General features: G+C 65.0%; 14 protein-coding genes and 1 pseudogene. 10 read left to right on the top strand and 5 right to left on the bottom strand.

What is annotated here, in order from left to right:
• Positions 1–78 precede the first annotated feature (78 nt).
• Complete coding sequence (gene hpaR, locus HB777_28980; protein ID QND67570.1) at positions 79–507, top strand: homoprotocatechuate degradation operon regulator HpaR; 429 nt, start codon at positions 79–81, stop codon at positions 505–507.
• A 316-nt stretch (positions 508–823) separates the two neighbouring features.
• Here hpaR and HB777_28975 read toward each other — a convergent pair whose 3' ends face one another.
• Together HB777_28975 and HB777_28970 are read right to left on the bottom strand one after the other, a co-directional pair.
• On the bottom strand, positions 824–1,333 hold the full coding sequence (locus HB777_28975) for a flavin reductase (protein ID QND67569.1): 510 nt from the start codon (positions 1,331–1,333) through the stop codon (positions 824–826).
• Positions 1,334–1,339: 6 nt separating this feature from the next.
• Positions 1,340–2,884 (bottom strand): Pyoverdin chromophore biosynthetic protein pvcC, encoded by a 1,545-nt coding sequence (locus HB777_28970; GenBank protein QND67568.1) that lies wholly within the window; start codon positions 2,882–2,884, stop codon positions 1,340–1,342.
• A gap of 93 nt (positions 2,885–2,977) precedes the next feature.
• On the opposite strand from HB777_28970, the gene HB777_28965 reads away from it, so the two are divergent.
• From HB777_28965 to HB777_28925, 9 genes are all read left to right on the top strand, one after another.
• Positions 2,978–3,847 carry a helix-turn-helix domain-containing protein gene (locus tag HB777_28965; GenBank protein QND67567.1) on the top strand — a complete coding sequence of 290 codons (870 nt, stop codon included), beginning with the start codon at positions 2,978–2,980 and terminating at the stop codon, positions 3,845–3,847.
• Positions 3,848–3,997: 150 nt separating this feature from the next.
• Positions 3,998–5,092, top strand: a complete 1,095-nt coding sequence (locus HB777_28960) for a transporter substrate-binding protein (GenBank protein QND67566.1) — start codon at positions 3,998–4,000, stop codon at positions 5,090–5,092.
• A complete protein-coding gene (locus HB777_28955; GenBank protein QND67565.1) occupies positions 5,089–5,706 on the top strand; it encodes a transcriptional antiterminator in 618 nt (205 codons plus the stop codon). The genes HB777_28960 and HB777_28955 overlap by 4 nt, the downstream gene beginning before the upstream one ends.
• Positions 5,684–6,592 (top strand): ABC transporter permease, encoded by a 909-nt coding sequence (locus HB777_28950; protein ID QND67564.1) that lies wholly within the window; start codon positions 5,684–5,686, stop codon positions 6,590–6,592. The genes HB777_28955 and HB777_28950 overlap by 23 nt, the downstream gene beginning before the upstream one ends.
• Positions 6,589–7,509, top strand: a complete 921-nt coding sequence (locus HB777_28945; protein ID QND67563.1) for an ABC transporter permease — start codon at positions 6,589–6,591, stop codon at positions 7,507–7,509. Before HB777_28950 ends, HB777_28945 begins: the two co-directional genes overlap by 4 nt.
• A gap of 34 nt (positions 7,510–7,543) precedes the next feature.
• Positions 7,544–9,187, top strand: coding sequence for an ABC transporter substrate-binding protein (locus HB777_28940; protein QND67562.1), 1,644 nt, complete (start codon positions 7,544–7,546; stop codon positions 9,185–9,187).
• Entirely contained in the window at positions 9,177–10,121 is a 945-nt protein-coding gene (locus HB777_28935) for an acetamidase/formamidase family protein (protein ID QND67561.1), read from the top strand. Before HB777_28940 ends, HB777_28935 begins: the two co-directional genes overlap by 11 nt.
• Positions 10,122–10,318: 197 nt before the next feature.
• The gene (locus HB777_28930) at positions 10,319–12,082 is read left to right on the top strand and encodes an ABC transporter ATP-binding protein (GenBank protein ID QND67560.1); all 1,764 of its coding nucleotides are present in this window, start codon (positions 10,319–10,321) and stop codon (positions 12,080–12,082) included.
• Between the two features lie 202 nt (positions 12,083–12,284).
• On the top strand, positions 12,285–12,698 hold the full coding sequence (locus HB777_28925) for a hypothetical protein (protein ID QND67559.1): 414 nt from the start codon (positions 12,285–12,287) through the stop codon (positions 12,696–12,698).
• Between the two features lie 119 nt (positions 12,699–12,817).
• On the opposite strand, the gene HB777_28920 is transcribed toward HB777_28925, so the two are convergent.
• The 3 genes and pseudogenes from HB777_28920 to ggt all read right to left on the bottom strand — a co-directional run bounded on the left by HB777_28920 (position 12,818) and on the right by ggt (position 17,234).
• Complete coding sequence (locus tag HB777_28920) at positions 12,818–13,798, bottom strand: 2-dehydropantoate 2-reductase (protein ID QND67558.1); 981 nt, start codon at positions 13,796–13,798, stop codon at positions 12,818–12,820.
• A 2-nt stretch (positions 13,799–13,800) separates the two neighbouring features.
• A pseudogene (locus tag HB777_28915) lies at positions 13,801–15,328 on the bottom strand (AMP-binding protein).
• Between the two features lie 319 nt (positions 15,329–15,647).
• The gene (gene ggt, locus HB777_28910; protein ID QND67557.1) at positions 15,648–17,234 is read right to left on the bottom strand and encodes a gamma-glutamyltransferase; all 1,587 of its coding nucleotides are present in this window, start codon (positions 17,232–17,234) and stop codon (positions 15,648–15,650) included.
• Positions 17,235–17,273: the final 39 nt, after the last annotated feature.

The raw sequence follows: 17,273 nt of genomic DNA, 5'->3' as shown, positions 1-17,273 counted from the left end.
GGCAGGAGCAGGCCTTGGCAGGCGGATTCGGCTGAGGCCTGTTCTCGATCGCAAGCCAGCGTGGGGAGTTTCTTTTTCTTGCTGCCTGAAAACACCCGTCGTTCCCTGCCAATGGCGCTGCTTCATGCCCGCGAAGCGGTGATGGCGCGGTTTCGGCCGATGCTTGCGGCGCATGACGTGACCGAACAGCAATGGCGTGTGCTGCGTGTGCTGAGCGAAGCCGGCCCGGTCGAGGCGACGGAACTTGCCGATCGCGCCTCGGTTTTGCCGCCCAGCCTGACGCGCATCATCAAGGCGCTGGAGGGCCGCAAATTCATCACTCGCAACAAGGCCGAAGGCGACGGCCGCCGCGTCGTGCTGACCATTGCGCCTGCCGGTTCCGCCCTGATCGACGCCCTTTCGCCAGAGCGTCGCGTCATCTACGACGACATCGAACAGCGCTTCGGCCATGAGAAGCTCGAGCAGCTGCTCGATTTGCTGGAGAGCTTGATCGACGGCGAGAGCTGAGCCCCCGGCGCAGATGTGTCGACGGGTCGCTTGCGTTGAGGCGTCGCTTACCTTGGCGATTAACTGAAACATCAATCACTTCGTCATCCACGGGCGGAGCAAGGAGCGCAGCGACGCGGCGCAGACCCGAGGATCCATGCCGGGACTCCTGAGCGCTACAGCGGTGCAGAATCCTGCTCCGTTGCACTCTATGCCTGAGGTCGCGGCATGGATCCTAGGGTCTCCGCGACGGAGCTTCGCTCCTGCTTCGCCCTAGGATGACGACGTTGGGGAGGCTTCGGCTCCAACCCGTCAAGCGGAGGCGCCATCTGAAAACTCACCCACCAAAGCTGCCAAGCCGCGTCGGCTGCGTGTAGGTTCGGTCGACATAGAGCAGGGCCGAGCCGCCGCTGCCGTGCCTGACATCGATGACGCGGCCGATCATGACATTGTGCGTGCCCACGACATGCACGGTCTCGATCTCGCAATCGAAATTGACGATCGCATCTGACAGCGCCGGCGTGCCGGAGGTCAGCGTCTGCCAGCGCGCCGCCGAATAGCGCGCTTCCATGTCCCTGGTCGCGCCGGCAAATTTTCCCGCCAGATGCATGTGGTCATGCGTCAGCACGTTGACGCAGAAGCGCCGGTTGGACAGGAACATGGCGGCCTGCGTCGAGCGCCCGTTCATGCACACGAGCAGCGTCGGCGGCTCGTCGGAAACGCTGCACATGGCGGTGGCGGTGAAGCCGCCGCGGCCCGCCGGCCCGTCGGTGGTGACGATGTTGACCGGCGCGCAGACCCTCGCCATGGCGTCGCGGAAATCGGTTTTCGAAATCTGCGTGGCCATCTGATTTCACTCAGCCATCGAGGCAAGCGGATCGAGCCAGGTGTCGCCCGTCCAGCCATTCTCGTCATAGTCGGCCATGCAGGTGTCGACCAGTTCCTCCATCGCCTTCAGCCGCCCGCCGCGCTCAGCCCCCTTCAGCACCTGCAGCCGCACCTCTTCCGGCGCGCCGGCATAGTTGAGCTCATAGAGCGCGTGGCGGCCGCCGAACTCGGTGCCGGTCGCATCCCACAACAGCTTCATGATCTTGATGCGCTCGATATGGCCCATGTCGTTGGAGCCGCGCACATATTGCGCCAGGTATCTGTCGATCTCGGGGTTGTTGAAATCGCGCACCGACGACGGCAGGTAGATCAGCCCGGAAGCGATCACCCGGCGCACGGTGTCGATGACGCGTGGATAGGCTTCCGACATGAAGGTGCGGTAGGCGAGTGCGGCTTCGAGATTGGGCAGCACCGCGCCATTCGCCCATGGGATCGGGTTATAGGCCATGGCGTTGGAAAAGCTCCAGAACATGTGCCTGAGCGCAATGACCTCGCCAAGTGCCGCCTGGTTGCCGCGGAAGGCGTCGCCGCCGGTGGCGCGCAGCGCCTTGGCCAGCAGGCCGGCGAGGAAGTCGAGCTTGACGGCGAAACGCGTGCAGCCCTGAAAACAGTAGCCGTGCATGAAGCCGGACGCCGGGTGGAAGGACAGGATTTTCTGCGCATCGCGCAGCACCAGCACGTCCTCCCAGGGGATGAAGACATTGTCGAGCACCAGGATCGCGTCGTTCTCGTCGAAGCGCGACGACAGCGGATAGTCGAAGGGTGCCGCCACAGTGTTGGCCGTCTGCTCATAGGAGACGCGGCAGAACATCTTTATCCCCGGCGCATTCATCGGCACGATGAACATCACCGACAGCGAAGGATCCTCGGTCACCGTCGCCGATCCCTGCGCCAGGAAATTGTAGTGGGTCAGCGCCGAGGACGTCGCCACCACCTTGGCGCCGGAGACATAGATGCCGGCATCCGTCTCCTTGGTGATGTGGACGAAGACGTCCTTCACCTGTTCGGCCGGCTTGTGGCGGTCGATCGGCGGGTTGACGATGGCGTGGTTCATGAACAGCGCGGCTTCCTGCGCACGTTTGTGCCAGGACAGCGCGTTGTCCTTGAACGGCCCGTACCAGTCGGCATTGGCGCCGAGCGTGTTCATCAGCGCCGCCTTGTAGTCGGGCGTGCGCCCCATCCAGCCATAGGACATGCGCGACCACTCGGCGATCGCCGTCTGCTGGGTAACAAGCTCAGCCGAGGATTTGGCAACGCGAAAGTATTTGTGGGTGTAGCCGCCCGAGCCGGTGTCGGTCGGCGAGGTCAGCGTGTCCCGCCGCTTGGGGTCATGCAGGGCGTCGTAGAGGCGTGCCAGCGACCGCGCCGAATTGCGCATCGAAGGATGCGTGGTGACATCGGCTATGCGTTCGCCGTTGATATAGACCTCGCGGCCGTCGCGCAGGCTCTCCAGATATTCGGCGCCGGTGAACGGGCGTGCCTTGTCGGCGCGGAAGTCTTCTGATCGCATGATGGTCCTCCTCTTTCGGTGACAAGAGTAGCGCCTGGACCAGAGATCGGTTATGGACGGAACGGTAAAACCGACTGGACTTTTTCCGGCGACATGAGCCAGAATTCCATCCCTGATTTCTTCGTCTATGGCGAGCCGGTTCGGCCGCTCGATGTCGGTTTCCTGCATGTCGAGACCGTGCTTGCCCGCAGCAACGTCCATCTCGGTCAGGTCGCGGCGCACAAGCACCCGCAGATGGGCCAGATCACCTACTGGATCAGCGGCTCCGGCACTTACCGTATCGAAGACCAATCCTGGGACTTTTCGGCGCCTGCTGTCAGCTTTGTGCCGAGCAACGTCGTGCATGGCTTCTCGATCGGCCCCGCCACCGACGCCATCGTCGTATCCGTCGCCGACGGCGCGCTCGCGGCAATCGCCAGTCACAGCCTGCTGCCGCTTGACCGGCCGGTCTTTGCCGATGGTCTGCCGCTACACGCGGCGTGGGCGAGGCTGGCGGCGGTGCTGGAGATGATCGCCGCCGAATACGCCGAGGCGCAGGCCGGCAATGACAGGATCCTGCCGGCGCTGATCGCCGTCGCGCTCTCCCACATCGCGAGGCTCGCCCCCGAGGTCAAGGATACTGCGGGCTCTTCCGACGCGTCGCTGGCGCTCGGCCTGCGTCGGCTCGCCGATGCGCATTTCCGCGACAACTGGCCTGTCGATCGCTACGTCGAGGCGCTGGCCACCACGCCGCATCTCCTCGACAAGGCCAGCCGCGAGGTGCTGGGCTGCGGCGTCAAGCGGGTCGTCAGCGAACGGCGGCTGCTCGAGGCCAAGCGCCTGCTGCTGTTCACCGTGCGCACGGTCGAGGACATCGCCTACGAGATCGGCTTCGACGATCCGGCGTATTTCTCACGGTTTTTCCGTGCGCGGGTCGGTGATGCGCCAGCTGCCTGGCGGCGGAAGCAGTTGCGGCAGGGTTGAGGTTAGAGCCGCACTTTCCCGCTTGACTGACCCGCCGGACCGAATACGCTAGTGCGAAATACCGGCTCTGATCGCCGGGCGGCAAATATGCCTCGTATGCCTCGCCCTTCCGGCGCTGGCTGCGGGGCATTGTCATTTCTGGGGTTGTGTTTGAAACGGCGTATCGAGATCGGCATCCTGTATTCCCGCTCGGGGAGCTATCAGCTCGTCTCCGATGCGTGCCGCATGGGCGCGATGCGCGCGATCGCCGACATCAACGCCGACCGCAGCTCAGGCATCGAGCTGGTGCCGGTCGAGCGCGATCCGCAAAGCAATGCGGACCGCTACGCGACGCTTTGCGAGGACATCTTCAAGACCAGCAGCGCCCGCCATGTCGTCGGCTGTGTCACCTCCTGGAGCCGCAAGGAGACGATCCCGGTCTTGGAGAAGGCCGGCGGCATGCTCTGGTACGCCTGCCCCTATGAGGGCTTCGAAGCCAACGAGCATGTCGTCTACATGCACGCTTGCCCCAACCAGCATCTGGTGCCGCTGATGGCGCATGTCGTGCCGCGCTTCGGCGCCAACGGTTTCCTGCTCGGCTCGAACTACATCTGGGGCTGGGAGATGAACCGCGTCGCCCGCGACCTGATCGCCGATGCGGGCGGTAAGGTCCTGGGCGAACGCTATCTGCGCATCGGCGAGACCGACGTGTCGCGCCTGATCGCGGAGATCCGGGCAACGCGGCCGAACTTCATCCTCAACAATCTGATCGGCACCTCGTCCTACGCCTTCCTGGCCGCCTATCGCGATTTGGGCGACGAGGATCCGGCCTTCCGCCCCGAAGCCTGCCCCGTCATCTCCTGCAACCTCACCGAGGGTGAATTGCCGGCGATCGGCGAATCCGGGAAAGGGCATTTGTCGGTCGGGCCGTATTTCGCGCCGCGCCCGGCCGCCTTCGCCTCGTCCTTCGAGGCCTCCGCCTATGCTTCCGTGCAAGTGATGGCCGACGTGCTCTCAAGGGATGCCGAATCCGGTCCAGCGGAATTCTCCAAAGCCTTCGCCGAACGGCGCTTTTCCACCCGGCTCGGGCCTATCGCCATCGACGCCCACTCCCAGCACGCAACGCTGCCGGTGATCATCGGGCGCATCGCCGACGGCTTCTTCGAGGTCGTCAGCCGCGAAGACGAGGTCGCGCCGGATCCGTATCTGTCGCGCTACGACCCGGCAAAAACATTCGGCCGCCCGCGTCTCAGGGTGGTGTCGTGACAAGAACCCCGCGCATCCCCAATCTCGGTGGCGCCAGGGCCTTCATCCTGCATCGCCCGCATCCAACGGTGCAGGCGATCACCCGGCAATTGTCGGCCATCGGCCTGATCACGCTGGACTGCTGGCCCGAACTGCCGCCCGAGGCGCTGGCGGCCGATTTCGTCTTCTTCGACGCCGATCTCGGCTTCGACGAGCAATTCCCGTGGAAACCGGGTGAAGCACCGATGCCGCTGGTGGCACTGATCGGTTCCGAGGCGCCGGGCCGCATCGAATGGGCGCTGTCGCACAAGGCGGATGCGCAACTGCTGAAACCGGTCGGCAATGCCGGCGTCTACAGCGCGTTGCTGATCGCCAGGCAGAGCTTTGAGGCACGCAAGCATTTAGCCGGCGAAATTGCGTCGTTGCGCCAGCGTGTCGCCGAGCGCCAGACCATCGTGCGCGCTGTGGCGGCTCTGTCGAAAGGCAGCGATGACGAGCGCGCCTATGCGCAGCTGCGCTCACTGGCGATGAGCTGGCAGATCAGCGTCGAGGACGCGGCACGCCGGATCGTGGCGATGACAAGTGAAGAAGCAACGGGGGAAGAAGGCGGCGATGACCAGTCCCATCGCGCCTGATCTCACCGCACCAGGGCGCATGCCGATCAAGCCGCGCGCCGGCGTCTGGCGCCGGCTGGCCAGGCGCCGTCTGGCGCTGCTTGGGCTGGTGATCGTCGCCATTGTCGTTGCCGGCGCCGTGCTGGCGCCATGGCTGACCGGCTACGACCCCAACGAGCAGATGTTCGACGGCCTGACCATCGAGGGATCGCCACTGCCGCCGGATGCAAAATTCTGGCTGGGCACCGATCTGCTTGGCCGCGACCTGTTGACCCGCATCCTCTACGGCGCCCGCACCTCGCTGATCATCGGCATCGTCGCCAATGGCGTGGCGCTGTTCATAGGCACGCTGGTCGGCGTTGTTGCCGGCTATTTCCGCGGCTGGATCGGCAGCGCGCTGATGCGCTTCACCGATTTGATGATGGCCTTTCCAGCGCTGCTGCTCGCCATTTGCCTGGCGGCGGTGTTCGAGCCCAGCCTGTGGATCGTCGCCATGGTCATCGCGCTGGTCAACTGGGTGCAGACCGCGCGCGTCATCTACACTGAGACCTCATCGCTGGCCGAACGCGAATTCATTGATGCCGAACGCACCATCGGCGCCGGCGCGCCGCGCATCCTGTTTCGCCACATCTTGCCGCATCTCTTACCGACCATCATCGTCTGGGGCACGCTCGGCATCTCGACCACGGTGCTGCTGGAGGCAACGCTCTCCTTCCTCGGCATCGGCGTGCAGCCGCCGACGGCGTCCTGGGGCAACATCATCTTCGAGAACCAGACCTATTTTCAGGCCGCGCCCTGGCTGGTGTTCTTCCCGGGTGCCGCGATCCTGGCGCTGGCGCTGGCCTTCAACCTGATCGGCGACGCGCTGCGTGACATCCTCGATCCGACGCAAAGGGGCCGGGCATGATCGCCTATCTCGGCCGCCGCCTGATCCAGTCACTGCTGATCCTGCTCGGTGTCTCGCTGATCACCTTCGCGCTGCTCTATCTCTTGCCGGCCGACCCGGTGCGCCAGATCGCCGGCCGCAGCGCCACGCCGCAGACGGTCGAGAACATCCGCCAGCAGCTCGGCCTCGATCAGCCCTTCGTCGTCCAGTACTGGCGTTATCTCACGAAGCTCATCAGCGGCGATCTTGGCCGCTCCTACATCCAGCGCTCCGAGGTCACGGAGCTGATCGTCTCGCGGCTGCCGGCCAGCCTGTTGCTGATGGTTGGCGCCATCCTGTGCGAGCTGTTGCTCGGCCTCAGCATGGGCCTGATAGCGGCCGTCAAGCGAGGCACCGCCACCGACCAGACCTTGATGGTCGCCTCCTTCGTCGGCGTCTCGGCACCGCAATTCGTCGTCGGCCTGCTGCTGCTCTACGTCTTTGCCGTGCGGCTCAGCTGGTTTCCGATCGGCGGCTACGGCACCTGGCGTCATTTGGTGCTGCCGTCGCTGACCATGGGCATACTCGGCGCCGGCTGGTACGCCCGCATGATGCGCTCGTCGATGATCGACGTGCTGCGCCAGGATTATGTGCGCACCGCCCGCGCCAAGGGTCTGGCGCGACGCGCCATCCTGTTCCGCCACGCGTTGCCCAACGCCATCCTGCCGGTCATCGCCATGATCGGCATCGACATCGGCATCTTCATGGGCGGCATCGTCGTCGTCGAAAGCGTGTTCGGCTGGCCCGGCATCGGCCAGCTGGCCTGGCAGGCCATCCAGCGCGTCGACATCCCGATCATCATGGGCGTCACGCTGGTGTCGGCCTTCGCCATCGTGCTCGGCAATCTCTTGGCCGACATCATCGCGCCCTTCATCGACCCCCGCATCAAGCTCAGATGAAAATGAAAACCGAACAGAGAAAGGGAACATAAAAATGAAAAAGTTTCTCGCATCCACGGTAGCGGCATCGGCGCTGGCGCTGATGCTCGGCATGGCAAGTGCACGTGCCGAAGACGCCGTCGATCCGAACGCCAAGCAAGGCGGGGAGATCATTGCCACGTACAAGGACGACGTCACTACGCTCGACCCGGCGATCGGCTATGACTGGCAGAACTGGTCGATGATCAAGAGCCTGTTCGACGGGCTGATGGACTACGAACCGGGCACCACCAATTTGAAGCCCGACCTCGCCGAAAGCTACGAAATTTCGCCCGACGGCAAGACCTTCACCTTCAAGCTGCGCCATGGCGTAAAATTCCACAATGGCCGCGAGATGACGGCCGACGATGTGAAATATTCGCTCGACCGCGTCACCAATCCGAAGACCCAGAGCCCGGGCGCCGGCTTCTTCGGCTCGATCAAGGGCTATGACGAGGTCGCCGCCGGCAAGGCGGATGGCCTCTCGGGCGTCACGGTCGTCGATCCCTATACGGTCAAGTTCGAGCTGAGCCGGCCCGACGCCACCTTCCTGCATGTCATGGCCATCAACTTCGCGCATGTCGTACCGAAGGAGGAGGTCGAGAAATACGGCGCCGATTTCGGCAAGCATCCGGTCGGCACCGGCGCCTTCAAGCTGGCCGAGTGGACACTCGGCCAGCGCATCGTCTTCGTGCGCAACCCGGACTATTGGCACAAGGGCCTGCCGCATCTGGACAAGATCACCTTCGAGGTTGGCCAGGAGCCGATCGTGGCGCTTCTGCGCATGCAGAAAGGCGAGATCGACCTGCCCCTCGATGGCATTCCACCGGCAAAGTTCCAGGAGGTGATGGCCGATCCCGAGCAGAAGGCGCGCGTCGTCGAAGGCGGCCAGCTGCACACCGGCTACATCACCATGAACACCACCATGGCGCCCTTCGACAATGTGAAGGTCAGGCAAGCCGTCAACATGGCGATCAACAAGGCGCGTATCGTCCAGATCATCAACAACCGTGCGGTGCCAGCCAACCAGCCGCTGCCGCCGTCGATGCCGGGCTACGACAAGGAATACAAGGGCTATCCCTATGATGTCGCCAAGGCCAAGGCGCTGCTTGCCGAGGCCGGTCATCCCGATGGTTTCGACACCCAGCTGTTCGCCATGAACACCGATCCCAACCCGCGCATCGCCCAGGCGATCCAGCAGGATCTGGCGGCCGTCGGCATCAAGGCCAGCATCCAGGCATTGGCCCAGGCCAATGTGATTGCCGCTGGCGGCGACAAGGCCGGCGCACCGATGATCTGGTCTGGCGGCATGGGCTGGATCGCGGATTTTCCCGATCCCTCAAACTTCTACGGCCCGATCCTCGGCTGCGCCGGTGCGGTTCCTGGCGGCTGGAACTGGTCATGGTATTGCAACAAGGATCTCGACGCCAAGGCGGCCGAGGCCGACTCGATAACCGATCCGGCAAAGTCCGAAGAGCGCAACAAAATGTGGAGCTCGATCTACGACAAGATCATGGAAGACGCGCCCTGGGCGCCGGTCTTCAACGAGCAACGCTTCAGCATGAAATCCGCACGCATGGGCGGCGCAGACAACCTCTATGTCGATCCGGTCCATGTCTTTATCAACTATGACAATGTGTACGTAAAAGATGTGCAATAACTGCGACTACACCATCCACGGGCGCCATCACCATTTCGGCTGGGACAATTCGTTTGCCCCGGCCGAGCGGGTGGCGCCCGGCTCGACCATCGAGTTCCAGTGCCTCGATGCCGGCGGCGGCCAGCTGAGGCCCGACAGCACGGTTGCCGACGTCGCCAAGCTCGACTTCGCCAAGGTCAATCCGGTCACTGGGCCGATCTTCGTCGAGGGTGCCGAGCCGGGTGACGCGCTGAAGGTGACGATCGAGATGTTCAAACCGTCCGGCTTCGGCTGGACGGCCAACATTCCCGGTTTTGGCCTGCTCGCCGACGACTTCAAGGAGCCGGCGCTGAACATCTGGAAATATGACGCCACCTCGCTGGAGCCGGCGCTATTAGGCAAGAATGCTCGCGTGCCGCTGAAACCCTTTGCCGGCACCATTGGCAACGCGCCGGCGGAAAAGGGTCACCATTCGGTGGTACCGCCAAGGCGGGTCGGTGGCAATCTCGACATCCGCGATCTCGCTGCCGGCACCACGCTCTATCTTCCGGTGGAGGTGGCGGGCGCGCTGTTTTCGGTCGGCGATACCCATGCCGCGCAGGGTGATGGCGAGGTCTGCGGCACGGCGATCGAAAGCCCGATGGATGTCGTGCTCAAGCTCGACCTGGTCAAGGACGCCAGGCTGAAGACGCCGCGCTTCACCACGTCGGGCCCGGTGACGCGCCATCTCGACGCCAAGGGCTATGAGGTGACGACCGGCATCGGCCCGGACCTGATGACCGGCGCCAGGGAGGCGGTCGCCCAGATGGTCGACCTGCTCGCCGGTCGGTACAAGCTTGATCCGGTCGAAGCCTATATGCTGGCCTCGGTGTGCGGCGACCTGCGCATCAGCGAGATCGTCGACATGCCGAACTGGGTGGTGTCGTTCTACTTCCCGCGCTGCGTGTTTGAATGAGAGGTCGGCGCCGCACCCCCACCCCGCTGCTTTGCAGCGACTTGCCGGGGCGAGCCACGGGTCTCGCCCGTCCTTCGGACCCCCACAAGGGGGAGGGTAAAACTCCGGCGCCCTACCTCCCCCTTGTGGGGAGGTCGGACCGAAGGTCCGGGTGGGGGGGTGCGCCGGAATAAATCCGTTGCAGGGCTATCCCTGCGATGACCGGCGAAACAAGGCCCATCCTCGACATCGCCAATCTCTCCGTCAGCGTGCGTGGCGAGGACGGTTCGCGCGAGGTCGTCTCCAACCTCTCACTGACGCTGGCGCGCGGCGAAACGCTGTGCATCGCCGGCGAATCCGGCTCCGGCAAGTCAATGACCGCGCTGGCCATCATGCAATTGCTGCCGCAACCGGCGGCGCGCATATCCGATGGCAAAATCCGTCTTGGCGAAACCGACCTGGCAACGCTCGACGAGCGCCGGATGCGTCGCATTCGCGGCGACCGCATCGCCATGATCTTCCAGGAGCCGATGACCTCGCTCAACCCGGTGCTGTCGATCGGCCGCCAACTCACCGAATCCATCGAGGCGCACACCAGCCTGTCACAGGCGCAGGCCCGACAGCGCGCCATCGAGGCGCTCAAGGCGGTGCGCATTTCGGAAGCCGAAAGCCGGCTAAAGCAATTTCCGCACGAACTGTCCGGCGGCATGCGCCAGCGGGTGATGATTGCCATGGCGCTGGCGCTCGAGCCGGACGTGCTGATCGCCGACGAGCCGACGACGGCGCTCGACGTCACCGTGCAAGGCGAGGTGCTGGAGCTGCTGCGCGACCTGCAGCGCCAGCACGGCACCAGCGTCATCCTGATCACCCACGACATGGGCGTGGTTGCCGAGATGGCCGACCGCGTCATCATCATGCGACATGGCCGCATGGTCGAAGAGGGACAGACATCGGATATTTTTGCCGCGCCCCAAGCGGACTACACGCGCGAGTTGCTTGCCGCAGTGCCGCGTATCGGCAGTGGCGTCGGCCGCCAGGAATCCAGGGATGTCGAGGCGGCAACGCCAGCCAATGTCGCCGAGGTCAAGGACCTGCATGTCCGCTTCGACCTGCATGGCGGCTTCTTCGGCCGGGTCACTCGTCGCGTTCACGCTGTCGAAGGTGTCAGCTTCTCGATAGCACCCAACGAGACGTTGGCGCTGGTCGGCGAATCCGGCTGCGGCAAGTCGACCACAGCCAAGGCACTGGCCGGGCTGGTGCCCTACAGCGGCGACATCGTCATTGGCGGGCGCAATCTGTCGGGGCTTGGCCGCGACGAACGCAAGGCGGTGCGCCGCGACGTGCAGATGATTTTTCAGGACCCCTACGCCTCGCTCGATCCGCGCATGCGTGTCGGCGACCTCGTCGCCGAGCCGCTGCTGATCCATGGCATCGCCTCTAAGGATGAGCGCGGCCAGCGTGTGGCGGCGCTGTTCGAGCGCGTCGGCCTGTCCGCCGACCAGATGGAGCTCTATCCGCATGAATTCTCCGGCGGTCAGCGCCAGCGCGTCTGCATCGCGCGTGCGCTTGCGCTGCGGCCGAAGCTGATCGTCGCCGACGAGAGCGTCTCGGCGCTCGACGTCTCGGTGCAGGCGCGCGTGCTCGATCTGCTGAAGGAGCTGCAGCGCGAGTTTGGCGTCGCCTATCTCTTCATCTCGCACGACATGGCCGTGGTCGAGAACATCTCCGACCGCGTCGCCGTCATGTATCTCGGCCAGATCGTCGAGATGGGCACGCGCGACCAGGTCTTTTCCAATCCGCGCCATCCCTACACCAGACGGCTGATCGAAGCCGTGCCGGTGCCCGATCCCGCGCAGCGAAGAAGCCGCTTCGCCCGCCTCGATCAGGAGATCCCGAGCGCCACCCGCAGGATCGGCGAGGCGCCGTTGAAACTGGCGCTAAGGGATGTCGGCAACGGCCATCTCGTCGCCGCCGAGGGCTGATCGAACGCGGCAAGTCGCCAGCCGGATCAGCTCCAGATCGATCGGATGCGGTTGATCCGCCCGCGCAGGAGGCGTTGCGCCTGACCGTGCTGTTCATCAGCGGCTCCATGGACAACCCCTGGCCTCGCATTCTACAGAGCGGTTGTGGGCCCGCGCCACATGAGTCGGACGCGGGCGGCGGTTTCAATCCAAGGGGAAAAGCATGCGCATTCGGTCGATGATGATAGGGGCAGCTGCCCTGGTGGCGGTTGGAGCATTCGCCGTGCACGCGCAGGCCGAAGGGTTCGAAAACATCGTGCTGTCCGCAAGCAAGGACGCAAAAGAGACTCAGGCGACATTTGCGCCGGACACGGCCAAGATCTTCCTCTCCGCCGATCTGACCGACGCGGTGGCCTCGGGATCGAAGCTCACCGTGAGCTGGATTTCGGTGGATTCGGGCGGTGTCGCGCCGGCGAACTACAAAATCGACGAGGTCAGCTTCGAAATCGGCGTGATCGAAAACCATGTCGACTCCTCGGTGAGCAAGCCGGATGCCGGCTGGCCGGTCGGCACCTATCAGGTGCAGATCGCCGTTGACGGCACGGTGAAGGAAGCGGTCGACTTTTCCGTGAAGTGACCGGGGCGCGCCAGGTGGCCCCCTGCTCCACGAGCAGGGCGTCGCAGCCCCTCATCGACTGTGGCGTGAGAAGAACGTCGCGCTCTCATGCCACGGCTCTGATTTACCCCTAAGCCCCATCACCCATAACACCCGCGCTCCACCGCCAGCCGGCGCACCAGCGCCAGCACGGCATCGATGGTCGGCGTCGGCTTGTCTGTTAGCCGGCCAAGTTCCTGCACCGCGCTCACCAGCGCGTCGATCTCCATCGGGCGGCCGCGCTCGAGGTCCTGCAGCATCGAGGTCTTGTGCTCGCCGACATCGCCGGCGCCCTTGATGCGCCTGTCGACCGCTATGGGAAAACGCACGCCGAGGCTTTCGCCAATCGCTTGCGCCTCCAGCATCATGGTGCGGGCAAGCGTGCGGGTGCCCTCGTCGGCAACGATCGCGGCCAGCGTGCTGCCGGTCAGTGCCGAGATCGGGTTGAAGGAGAGATTGCCCCACAGTTTTACCCAGATTTCGCTGCGAATGTCGTCGCGCACCGGCACCTGCAGCCCGGCCTTGACCATCTCCTCGGCCAGAAGTGTGACCCGTTCGCTGCGCTCGCCCGAGGGTTCGCCGAGCGAGAAGCGCTTGCCCTCGACATGGCGGATGAGGCCCGGCGCATCGACCTCGACCGCGGGATAGACGACCGAGCCGATAACGCGCTGCGGCCCGATCCGCTGCCAGATCGCGCCGCCCGGATCGACCGCACTCAGCCTGGTGCCTTCGAGCGGCCCGCCGACGCCGTGGAAATACCACCACGGCACGCCGTTCTGCATGGTGACGACGGCGGTCTGGTCCCCAAGCAGCGGTGCGATCTGGTCAAGCGCGGGTGTGAGCGAATGGGCCTTCAGCGCCAGCACCACATAATCCTGGACGCCAAGTTCCTCGGCCTTGGCGGCGGCCCGGACGGGGACGGAAATCTCCTGGCCATCCTCGATCAGGCGCAGGCCATTTGCCTTGATCGCGTCCAGATGCGCGCCGCGCGCGACGATCGAAAGATCGGTCCGCCCAGTGATCGCCAGCTTGGCAGCGAGATAGCCGCCGATCGCGCCGGCGCCGAAGATGGTGATCTTCATCGTCAAAGTCCGAGTTTGGCGGCAAGGCCGATGCGCTGCAATTTGCCGGTCGCGCCCTTGGGGATCTCGTCCAGGATCAGGATCTTGCGCGGCACCTTGAAGTCGGCAAGCCGCGTCGCGGCATAGGTGCGGATGTCGCCCTCGGTGGCGCTGATGCCCTCGCGCAGCACCACCGCCGCCGCCACCTCCTCGCCCAGCTTGTCATGCGGCATGGCGAAGGTGACGACCTGCGCCACCGCTGGATGGTCCATCAGCACGTCGTCGACCTCGAGCGGCGAGATCTTTTCGCCGCCGCGGTTGATGATCTCCTTGAGCCGTCCGGTGACCCTGAGATAGCCGTCCTCGTCGAGCACGCCCTGGTCGCCGGTGTGGAACCAGCCATGCGCGAAGGCCGTGGCATTGGCATCCGGGTTCTTCTCGTAGCCGGCGGTCACATTGGGCCCGCGAATGACGATCTCGCCGGTCTCGCCGGCTTTCAGCAACCGCCCGTCGGGGGCCATGACAGCCACGTCCGGGCCGGCGGATGCACCGACGCTGCCCGGCTTGCGCTGGCCCGGCGGCAGCCGGTTCGACGCCATCTGGTGCGCCGCCTCGGTCATCCCGTAGGATTCGATCACCGGACAATCGAAGGTCGCTTCCAGTTCGGCCATCACCTGCGCCGGCAGCGACGCCGAGGACGAGCGGATGAAGCGCAGACGCGCCGCCGCCAGCGCTTCGGTGTTGCGCGCCGCCCTGGGCAGGATCGCCTGATGCATGGTCGGCACCGCCGTGTACCAGCTTGGCTGCGCCTCGGCTCAGCCACTGGAAGAAGCGCAGCGCGTTGAAGCCGGGCGTGCAGTAGATGCTGCCGCCTGATGCCAGCGACGACAGCACGGCCGCGATCAGGCCGTGAATGTGGAACAGCGGCATGATGTTGAGGCAGCGGTCATCGGCCGTGAGGCCAAGTGTGCCGCCGATATGGGCAGCCGAGGCCGCGATGTTGGCGTGGCTGAGCGGCACCAGTTTGGGCCGCGATGTCGTGCCGGAGGTGTGCAGCAAAAGCGCGATGTCGCTGTCTTGCGCCATGTCGGGCGCGGCCTGCGCTCCGATCGCCGCGCCCTCGATCGTGAAACTCCCCGCTGGCGCGTCAGGCTGCGCGACCAGCCTCAGCACGCCGATGCCGAGGCGTTCGGCCACCGTCACCGCCGGGCCGGTCTCACCCTCCGCGACAAGGATCGCCTTGGCGCCAATGTCGGTCAGGTAGAAATCGAGCTCGTCGGCCCGGTAGGCCGGATTGAGCGGCGCTGTCGAGGCAGTGGCCGCCACGGCGACGAAGGCGGTGGCCATCTCGGGACCGTTGGGCAGCACGATCGCCACCCTGTCGCCCCGGCCGATGCCGCGCGCATGCAGCTGTTTTGCCGTATCGGCGATCAGGCTGCGCAAACCGCCATGGGTAAGCGTCGCCCTGTCGGGCGCCGAAATCGCCGGAGCGTTGTCGGCGCCGGCGGCGAGACGGCGGGAGAGGTCTGCGTGGGTTTCACTGTGGGTCATGGTCACCGGCTATGTTCAAGTGCAGAAGTCCTGCATGCGATTTCGGCCCCAAGGTAATCGCTTCGGACCAATTGTCGACCTTGGCGCTGCCCCTCATCCGCCTGCCGGCACCTTCTCCCCGTATAGTGACGGGGAGAAGGGAGAGCCGCACCCTCGGGGCATTTCTTGCAACGCTGGCGATTGGCGAAACCATCGATGAAAGCGTCTTTCTCCCCGTCACTATACGGGGAGAAATGCCCGGCAGGGCAATGAGGGGCGGCGCCAACGCCTGCAGGCAACTGCCGCCTTCTCCAGGCCCGCCACGACTGTTCCGATCACCTCAATATCCAAGCGCCAAGCCATCCTTGCGCGGATCGGAGGCGCCGGTCAGCGTCCCCTTCTCCCAGTCGATCAGCACCACCTGTCCGCCGCCAAGCGGGTGATGCGGCTCGGCTATGCGGTGGCCGCGACGGCGCAGGCCCTCGATCGCATCGGCGGGAACGCCGCGCTCGGCCTCCACGGTATCGTCATTGTAGAACACCCTGGGCGCATCCAGCGCCTGCTGCGGGTCCATGCCGAAATCGATCATGTTGGTGAGCAGGTGGACATGCCCGAACGGCTGGTAGCCGCCGCCCATGACGCCGAACGGCATCACCACGCGGCCGTTCTTCGTCGCCATGCCGGGCATGATCGTGTGCATCGGCCGCTTGCCGGGCGCGATCGCGTTCGGATGTGCCGGGTCGAGGCGGAAGCTCGAACCGCGGTTCTGCAGCACGACACCGGTCTTCGGGCCGACGACGCCGCTGCCGAACGAATAATAGGTCGAGTTGATGAAGGAGACCGCGTTGCGGTCGCGGTCGACGATGGAGATGTAGACCGTGTCGCTGCCGGGTAGCTCCACGCGCGGCAGATGCGTCATGGCGCATTCGCGGTCGATCTCGGCGCGCAGCCGGTCGGCATAGGCGCCGGACAGGAGCTGCTTGACCGGCACCGGGACATGGTCCTGGTCGCCGACATAGCGGTCGCGGTCGCGGTAGGCCAGCCGCCCGGCCTCGATCTCGAGATGCAGGCGTTCCGCGCCGTTGGGATCCAGCCCGCCAAGCTTGAAGCCCGACAGCACGTTCAGCATCAAAAGCGCCGTCAGGCCCTGATTGTTCGGCGGCATCTGGTGGATGTCATGGCCGCCATAGGAAGTGCTGACCGGCGCCACATAGTCGCCTCTGGTCGCGGCGAAATCCTCGGCCGAATGAAGCCCGCCCAATTCATTGAGCCGGCGCACGATATCGTCGGCAACGGCGCCTTCGTAGAATCCGGCACGGCCGTGTTTGGCGATGACGCGCAAGGTGGCGGCGAGTTCCGGCTGCCGGTGGACGTCGCCGGCTTTCGGCGCGTTGCCGCCGGGCAGGAAGATGCGCGCGGCATGCTCGTCGGCCGACAGGTCGGTCTCCGGTTCGGCCCAGTCGAAGGCGACGCGGTCATGCACGACATAGCCGTTCTCGGCATAATGGATGGCCGGCGCCAGCGCCTCGGCAAGACCTTTGCGGCCATGGTCCTCGAGCAGGCGGCTCCAGGCATCGACGGCGCCCGGCACGGTGACCGCGTGCGGACCCTGCAGCGGGATGTGGTCGAAGCCTTTTTCCAGATACCAGTCGACATCAGCCCTGGCTGGCGCCCGCCCCGAGCCGTTGAAGGCCAGCACATTGCCTTGCCCTCCGGGAGAATAAAGCACGAAGCAGTCGCCGCCGATGCCGGTCGATTGCGGCTCGACCACGCCCTGCACGGCGGCGGCGCAGACCGCGGCATCCATGGCATTGCCGCCGGAGCGCAGCATCTCGATGGCCGCCAGGGTCGAAAGCGGATGCGACGTCGCGGCGACCGCCTCGGTGGCACGAACCGGCGAGCGGCCGGGAAACTGGAAATCACGCATTCTGTCTGGGTATCCCATGGTCACGTCTGAGAATTGGTC

The sequence above is a fragment of the Mesorhizobium loti genome (genome assembly GCA_014189435.1).
Taxonomy (GTDB): Bacteria; Pseudomonadota; Alphaproteobacteria; order Rhizobiales; family Rhizobiaceae; genus Mesorhizobium; species Mesorhizobium loti_G.
Note: the sequence above shows the minus strand (reverse complement) of the source record. Positions and strands in the feature narration are given on the sequence as shown.

Coding starts and splice junctions, on each gene's coding strand:
- HB777_28975 (QND67569.1), bottom strand. CDS start 1,333: ATGGCCACGCAGATTTCGAAAACCGATTTCCGCGACGCCATGGCGAGG.
- HB777_28970 (QND67568.1), bottom strand. CDS start 2,884: ATGCGATCAGAAGACTTCCGCGCCGACAAGGCACGCCCGTTCACCGGC.
- HB777_28965 (QND67567.1), top strand. CDS start 2,978: ATGAGCCAGAATTCCATCCCTGATTTCTTCGTCTATGGCGAGCCGGTT.
- HB777_28950 (QND67564.1), top strand. CDS start 5,684: ATGACCAGTCCCATCGCGCCTGATCTCACCGCACCAGGGCGCATGCCG.
- HB777_28945 (QND67563.1), top strand. CDS start 6,589: ATGATCGCCTATCTCGGCCGCCGCCTGATCCAGTCACTGCTGATCCTG.
- HB777_28940 (QND67562.1), top strand. CDS start 7,544: ATGAAAAAGTTTCTCGCATCCACGGTAGCGGCATCGGCGCTGGCGCTG.
- HB777_28935 (QND67561.1), top strand. CDS start 9,177: ATGTGCAATAACTGCGACTACACCATCCACGGGCGCCATCACCATTTC.
- HB777_28930 (QND67560.1), top strand. CDS start 10,319: ATGACCGGCGAAACAAGGCCCATCCTCGACATCGCCAATCTCTCCGTC.
- HB777_28925 (QND67559.1), top strand. CDS start 12,285: ATGCGCATTCGGTCGATGATGATAGGGGCAGCTGCCCTGGTGGCGGTT.
- HB777_28920 (QND67558.1), bottom strand. CDS start 13,798: ATGAAGATCACCATCTTCGGCGCCGGCGCGATCGGCGGCTATCTCGCT.
- ggt (QND67557.1), bottom strand. CDS start 17,234: ATGCGTGATTTCCAGTTTCCCGGCCGCTCGCCGGTTCGTGCCACCGAG.